At 69.6% G+C, this 7,102-nt stretch carries 3 protein-coding genes and 1 pseudogene; 1 reads left to right on the forward strand and 3 read right to left on the reverse strand.

Features of this window, described 5'->3' with window-relative positions; genetic code table 11:
- Positions 1-20: 20 nt before the first annotated feature.
- Positions 21-2,933: a carboxypeptidase regulatory-like domain-containing protein gene (locus tag D7W82_RS22650; protein WP_158617710.1), complete on the forward strand. Its 2,913-nt coding sequence runs from the start codon at positions 21-23 to the stop codon at positions 2,931-2,933.
- A gap of 83 nt (positions 2,934-3,016) precedes the next feature.
- On the opposite strand, the gene D7W82_RS22655 is transcribed toward D7W82_RS22650, so the two are convergent.
- The 3 genes and pseudogenes from D7W82_RS22655 to D7W82_RS40595 all read right to left on the reverse strand — a co-directional run.
- Positions 3,017-5,152: an alkaline phosphatase gene (locus D7W82_RS22655; RefSeq protein ID WP_370451066.1), complete on the reverse strand. Its 2,136-nt coding sequence runs from the start codon at positions 5,150-5,152 to the stop codon at positions 3,017-3,019.
- 258 nt (positions 5,153-5,410) lie between these two features.
- Complete coding sequence (recA, locus tag D7W82_RS22660) at positions 5,411-6,496, reverse strand: recombinase RecA (RefSeq protein ID WP_120620337.1); 1,086 nt, start codon at positions 6,494-6,496, stop codon at positions 5,411-5,413.
- A gap of 112 nt (positions 6,497-6,608) precedes the next feature.
- A pseudogene (locus D7W82_RS40595) lies at positions 6,609-7,102 on the reverse strand (hypothetical protein); the annotation flags it as partial.

Raw genomic sequence — 7,102 nt, forward strand, 5'->3', positions numbered from 1 at the left:
CTTCCCTGTCATTGCTCTTCATGCGCCTCGCACGTTCCTCCTGGCTCTACCTCCTTCTTGTCCTGACCGCGGCCTGCAACGGCCCTGGCGAATCCCCCCTGCCGCCGCCCGATGCAAACCCCTTCGTGGGCCGGGTCTCCGGGCAGGTCGCGCTCGACGACGCGGCCTCACCGGAGGGAATCGCGGTCACGGTGCAGGGCACCGAGCTCACGGCGACGACCGACACGGAGGGCCGCTTCACGCTGGAGGACGTCTCACCGGGCGCCCATACCCTGATCGTGCAGAAGCCCCTCTACCGTGAAGCAAGTGAAGCCGTGGAGGTGAAGGCGCGTCAGACCGCGTCCGCGACGCTCACGCTCCAGCGCGAGCGAGGCGGCCTCACGGGCACCGTCCAGTTGGAAGGGGGCGTCAGCGCGGAGGGCATCACCGTCGCGCTGACGGGCACCTCGCACCAGACCCAGACGGACGCGCAGGGCCACTTCGTCTTCACGGAGCTGCCCACGGGCTCGTACACCGTGCAGGTGCTGAAGGAGACGTATGAGCCGGCCCAGGAGACGGTGGAGGTGGGCGTGGACGCCCAGGCCTCCGTCACCCTGTCCCTCCAGCGCGAGCGCGGGACGGTGGCCGGGACCCTGCAGTTGGAGGGCGGAGGGAGCGCCGGGGACATCGCGGTGCTGCTCGTCGGCACGGACTTCAGCACTGTCACGAACGCGGAGGGCCACTTCACGTTCACCGGGGTCCCCACGGGCACGTACACCCTGCGGGCCCAGCGCGCTGGCTACGTCCAGCACGAGCAGCAGATCGAGGTGAAGACGGCGACGGAAGCCTCCGTCACCCAGACGCTGTCACGCGAGCGCGGCAGCGTGGCGGGCACCTTCCTCCTGGAGGGCGGAGCCAGCGCCGGGGACATCGCGGTGCTGCTCGTGGACACGAACTTCAGCACCCAGACGAATGCCCAGGGCCAGTTCAGCCTCACGGGCGTCCCCACGGGCACGTACACCCTGCGCGCACAGCTCAACGCCTATGTCCCGTACGAGCAGCAGGTGGAGATCCGCGCGGGCGCGCAGACCTCCGTCACCCAGACGCTGTCACGCGAGCGCGGCTCCGTGGCAGGCACCTTCCTCCTGGAGGGCGGAGCCAGCGCCGGGGACATCGCGGTGCAGCTCGTCGGCACGGATCACTCCACGCTCACGGACGCGGAGGGCCGCTTCACGTTCACCGGAGTCCTCACGGGCACGTACACCCTGCGGGCCTCGCGTGAGGGTTACGCCCAGTACGAGCAACAGGTGGAGGTGCGCGCGAACGCGCAGACCTCCGTCACCCAGACGCTGACCCGCGAGCGCGGCAGCGTGGCGGGCACCGTCCTCCTGGAGGGTGGCGTCGGCGTCGCGAACATCGAAGTCGCGCTCGTGGACACGGCCTTCACCACCCAGACGAACGACCAGGGCGCCTTCGCCCTCACGGGCATCCCCACGGGCACGTACACCCTGCGCGCGCGGCGCGACACCTATCTCCCGTACGAACAGCAGGTGGAGGTGCGCGCGAACGCGCAGACGTCCGTCTCCGGGCTCCTCTACCGGGAGCGCGGTGGCGTCACCGGACGCGTCGTGCTGGAGGACGGCGAGAGCGCCGCGGGCCTCACGGTCGTGGCCGACGGCCCGGAGCGGATGGGCACGACGACGGACGCGGAGGGCCGCTTCTCCATGCCCGAGCTGCTCACCGGGGCCTATACCGTCTCCGCCTCCAAGGACAACTACGTCAGCCCGGAGGTCTCCGTGGAGGTCCGCCTGGACGAGCCGGCGACGGTCGAGCTCACCCTCACCCGGGCGGGGGCGCCCACCCTCGTCGTGCCCAAGCTGGCGGTCCAGCGCGGCCACCTGGAGCTGACCGGCTCCGGCTTCGGCGCGCAGCGCGGCGAGTCCCACGTGTCGGTGGGCGGCGTCGAGGTGTCCGACTACTTCTTCTGGTCCGATACCCAGGTGGTGGTGCGCGTCCCCGCGAACGTCAGCCCGGGCGTGCACGACGTCATCCTGAAGCCCGGCCCGGCCTGGCGGCCCGCCGCCACGGTGTCCCTGCGCGTCGTGCGGCAGCAAACCCTGGCGACCTCCACCTCCGTCTACGACTGGAATCTGGGCATCACGCCGAATGACACCGTCACCGGATGGGGCCCCGACCTCCCCTCGGGAGGCGGGAGCATGGCGGACGTGGTCAGCGTGGCCGCGGGCGAAGCCTTCGCCGTGGCCCTCAAGGCCGACGGCACGGTCGTGGAGTGGGGGGACCTGGGCGGCTCCCGCGCGCCGGTCCCCGCGGGCCTGTCGGACGTCGTCGCCATCTCGGCGGCCTCGAACATCGCGGCGGCGCTGCGGCGGGACGGGACGGTCGTGGCCTGGGGCGGCTCCGAGTACGACCGGACGAAGGTCCCCGCGGGACTCCAGGACGTGGTGGCCCTCTCCGTCTCCACGTACTTCTCGCTGGCGCTCAAGGCGGACGGCACCGTCGTCACCTGGGGGCGCGATCAGTCCGGGCAGGTCAGCACGCCTCCGCAGGACCTGTCCGGCGTGACGGCCATCGGGGGCAACACCTTCGGCAGCGCCGCCATCCTGTCGGATGGCAACCTCCGGGGCTGGGACTTCGGCGCCAGCCAGGACGGCTACGAGGACGTCACGGACCCGGTCGGCTTCATCGACGTGCGCGGCGGCCACGACCTCCTCGTGGCCCTCCGCAAGGACGGCACCCTGCGCGCCTGGGGACGCAATGACTACGGGCAGGCGAGCCCGCCCGCGACGCTGACGGGCGTCGTGGACGCGATGCCCATGGGGACCTACAACGGCGTCGCGCTGCTGCAGGACGGAACCCTCACGTGGTGGGGCGGGGACGTGAACCCCAACCGGCTTCCTCCGGCGGGGCTCATCCTGCGGGTCGCCCCGCGCTGAAGAAGCCCACGGGCACCGCATGAAAAGGGCCGCGCGGGGAGTGCCCCCACGCGGCCCTTCGCTTCACCTCAGGACCGTCCCGCTCAGGCCGGCTGGATGTCGCTGTTCTTCACGCGGAAGGTCTTCGCGGTGAACTTCGCCTCCAGCTCGCTGTCCGCGCGCTTGGAGTAGTCCTTGGCCACCTCTGCGGCGGGGATGAGGTGGAAGGTGGCGAGCGTCTCGTCCGCCTTCACCTCCACCAGCACGAAGCCGTGCGAGTCCGCGTCCGCGAAGCGCAGGCCCGGGTTGGACGCCTGGAGCGTCTTCTCCATCTCCACGACGGCGTGCTGGTACACCGGCGCCCCCGTTGCGTAGCCCGCGCCAATCAGCGCCAGGCTGGCCAGGCTCTTGATGGAGCCGGAGGTGATGGCCGGCGCCGTCAGCGTGGGCACGCCCTCCTCCACCGACGCGAACGACGCGTGGATGTCCCCGGAGAGGAACAGCGTGTTCGTCACGCCCTGCTTGAGCGCGTTGAGCATCACCTTCTTCTTCGTGGGGAAGCCGTCCCACTGGTCCACGCTGAAGTAGAAGCGCTGGCGCAGCGTCGGGTCGCTGATGTCCGCCTGCGCCCGGAAGTCCCAGATGAGCGCCGACAGCGACGTGGAGCTCACCACCATCTTCCAGGTGTTCGTCGCCTTCGTGAGCGTCTGCTGGAACCACTCCTCCTGGGCCGGGCCGAACACGTCCTCGCTCTTGCCGGCGGTCAGCTTGAACTTCACCGCCGCGAACAGGTCGAAGGTGTCCTTCACCACCACGTAGCGCGAGCCCTGGATGTTGAAGAGCGCCGCCTTGCCCATGTGCGCGTACGCCAGGCCCCGGGGCTTGTCCGCGGGCGGAATCACCAGGTCCTTGTTCACCGCCGCCAGCACCTGGTTCACGTAGTAGAGCGCCACCGGGCCGGCCACCCACTTGCCGGCCTTCTGCGCGGCCTCCGCGTCCGTCAGGCCCGCGGCCTTCGCCTGGCTCAGGTACACGCCCTGGAGCACCTGCTTCTGGGCCGCGTACGCCGCGTCGTCGATGTTCACGTACGCGAACGTGTCCGCCTGGAACGTCTGCTTCACCACGTCCGGCTGGTCCTGGAGCGCCGCGCCCAGCAGCGTCGCGTCCAGCGCCACGGTGCCCGGGTAGCCGTCCTCCGGGATGAGGTGGTCCGGACGGTAGCTGCGGTAGTCCGTCACCAGCAGCTTCAGGTGCTTGCCGTACTCGAAGTCACGGTAGATGCGCGAGTTGGGGAAGCGCGGCTCGCTGCCCACGTCGATGGCGCCCTCGGGCGACTGCGCCGTGTCCAGCGGGATGTACTCCAGGAAGGCCTGCTCCGCGTTGAGCTTGCGGTCCAGCTGCGTCTCGTCCCGCTTGCCGTCCTCGTACGTGGCCACGTCCTGCCAGCAGTCGTCGGAGAACTCGTGGTCGTCCCAGACGATGATGAACGGGTAGCGCTCGTGGACGCCCTGCAGCTGCCGGTCCGTGCGGGTCGTCTTGTAGAGGTCGCGGTAGTTGGACAGCGAGTTCGCCGCCAGGAACGCGGTGAGGCCCGCGCCCTGCGGCAGCGCTTCCTCCGGCGCGCTGAAGCGCACGGCCCGGCCGCCGTCGCCGGACTGGAAGGACGTGTCGCCCGTCGTCTCGTAGACGTAGTCGCCCAGGAACACGACGAAGTCCAGGTCCACGTCCAGCTGCAACAGCCGCTGCCAGGCGTTGTAGTAGCGGCCAATGAAGTCCTGGCAGCTGGCGAAGACGAACTTCACCGGCACGTCATCCCCCGCCGCGGGCGCGGTGCGCGTGCGCCCGGTGCGCGTGGTGTGCTTCTGGCCGTCCTTCTCGTAGGAGAAGCGGTAGTAGTACGTCGTCCGCGCGGACAGCCCGGTGACCTTCACCTTCACCGCGTGGTCATGCGCCGCCAGCGCGGACAGGTCCTTCTTGTCCAGCACCAGCGTCTTGAAGTCCTCCGTCGGGGAGACCTCCAACCGCAAGGGCAGGTCCGCCCCGGCGCGGTCCTTGTCCTCCACGCGCACCCACAACACCACGCTGTCCGGACGCGGATCCCCCGACGCCAGCGACTGCGGGAAGTAGGGCGAGCCATCCGACGCGTCCGTCGAGTCGTCGTCGGAGCATCCAAAGGTCGTCGTCGCCGCGACAGCAACCACGGCTTGCAGGAACGTGCGGCGTTTGAAGGGGTTGAACAAGGCGATGGACTCCAGCGGGAAGCAGGGGTGAAGGGGCTCCCGGTCCGCGAAGTCTAGAGGCGCTCCTCCCTCCACACGAAACATCCCGGCGACAGGCCGGTGATGACCGTGCGCGTCACAACCCCGCAATCCCTCTCACGGTGAAGAAAAAGGGGCCGGCCCCATCGCTGGAGACCGGCCCCTTCTCTTGCTGCTTCACCCGCCGCGCCGCTCCCCCCGGAGGTGCGCGGCGGGCCATTCCACGAGACGCTTCGCGGGCTACTTCACGGCCTTCACGCGAGGGCGCTTCTCGCCTTCCGCCGGCTCGCTGGGGGCGTCCGCGGCGGGCGCCGCACCCGCGGGCTTGCCGATGCCGTACTTCTCCAGCACCAGCGCCTCGACCTCCTTGTAGGTGTCCGGGTGCTCGCGCAGGTACTCCTTCGCGTTCTCCCGGCCCTGGCCGATGCGCTCCCCCTTGAAGGAGAACCAGCTGCCGCTCTTCTCGATGATGCCGTCGTTGGACGCGAGGTCGATGAGGTCGCCCTCCTTCGAGATGCCCGCGCCGTACATGATGTCGAACTCCACCTCCTTGAACGGAGGCGCCACCTTGTTCTTCACGACCTTCACGCGGGTGCGGCTGCCCACCACGTTCTCGCCGTTCTTGATGGCGCCCACGCGGCGGATGTCCATGCGCTGCGACGCGTAGAACTTCAGCGCGTTGCCGCCCGTCGTCGTCTCCGGGTTGCCGAACATCACGCCAATCTTCATGCGGATCTGATTGATGAAGATGACGCACGTCTGGCTCTTGGAGATGGTGCCCGTGAGCTTGCGCAGCGCCTGGCTCATGAGGCGCGCCTGCACGCCCATGTGCGCGTCGCCCATCTCGCCTTCCAGTTCCGCCTTCGGCACGAGCGCGGCCACCGAGTCCACCACCAGCACGTCGATGGCGCCGGAGCGCACGAGCATCTCCGCGATTTCGAGGCCCTGCTCACCGGTGTCCGGCTGGGACAGGAGCAGGTCGTCGGTGCGCACACCCAGCTTGCGCGCGTAGCCCACGTCCATCGCGTGCTCGGCGTCGATGTAGCCGCACACGCCGCCCTTCTTCTGCGCCTCCGCGACGATGTGGAGACACAGCGTCGTCTTGCCGGAGGACTCCGGCCCGAAGATTTCGATGATGCGCCCGCGCGGCACGCCGCCCACGCCCAGGGCGATGTCGAGCGAAGTGGACCCCGTCGAAATGGCCTGGACGTCCTTCATCATGGGCTCGTCGTTGCCGAGCCGCATGATGGACCCCTTGCCGAACTGACGCTCCACCGCCGCCAGCGCCAGCTCGATCGCCTTTTCCTTCTCCTGATTCACGGCCATTTCTCGTCGCTCCTTGGAAGAGTGGACCACCCCGGTCCACCTGAACGCGCTTTTAGTACGCGATGGGTAGACCCTAGTCCACCCCTCTGACATCCGTTTCGGGTCCTGGCGGTCAGCTCTTGCGCAGGGCAGCCAGGAAGGCGGCCACCAGCCCGCCCAATCCGGCCGCCCAACCCGCCGGAACCTCTGGCACCAGCACCATCCCCAACCCGACCCCGGACACCACCGTCAGCAGCGCCAGGGCTCCGCGATACAGGGGAGAGCCCACGGAGGCAACCGTCAGCAGGGTCAGGGACAGCAGGGTCAGGAGCCCCTGCAGGATGAGCAGCCCGCCGGGCACGACGACGCCTGTGAGTCCCAGCACCACCTGGAGCGCCAGCGCCCCCAGCCCCACTGCCAGGGCCGGGAAGGGCCCGCCTCTGGGAGGCGTCAGCCGCGCGCCCGGGGCGGGGGCGTTCGTGAGGTGCTCCAGGTCCTCCGGGCGCACCTCCAGCGCGTAGGGGAAGCCCAGGGACAGCAGGGACTCCACCGCCGTGGCCCGGCAGGAGCGCCCGTCCGAGTCCACCAGCCCGTCCAGGTTGCCCCCCTCCAGGAGCCGGTGGAAGG

It is taken from the genome of Corallococcus sp. CA049B (genome assembly GCF_003611685.1).
Lineage (GTDB): Bacteria > Myxococcota > Myxococcia > Myxococcales > Myxococcaceae > Corallococcus > Corallococcus coralloides.

What these genes read in the sequence shown, in the direction of transcription:
- D7W82_RS22650 (WP_158617710.1), top strand. Translation starts at nt 21, where the DNA reads ATGCGCCTCGCACGTTCCTCCTGGCTCTACCTCCTTCTTGTCCTGACC.
- recA (WP_120620337.1), bottom strand. Translation starts at nt 6,496, where the DNA reads ATGGCCGTGAATCAGGAGAAGGAAAAGGCGATCGAGCTGGCGCTGGCG.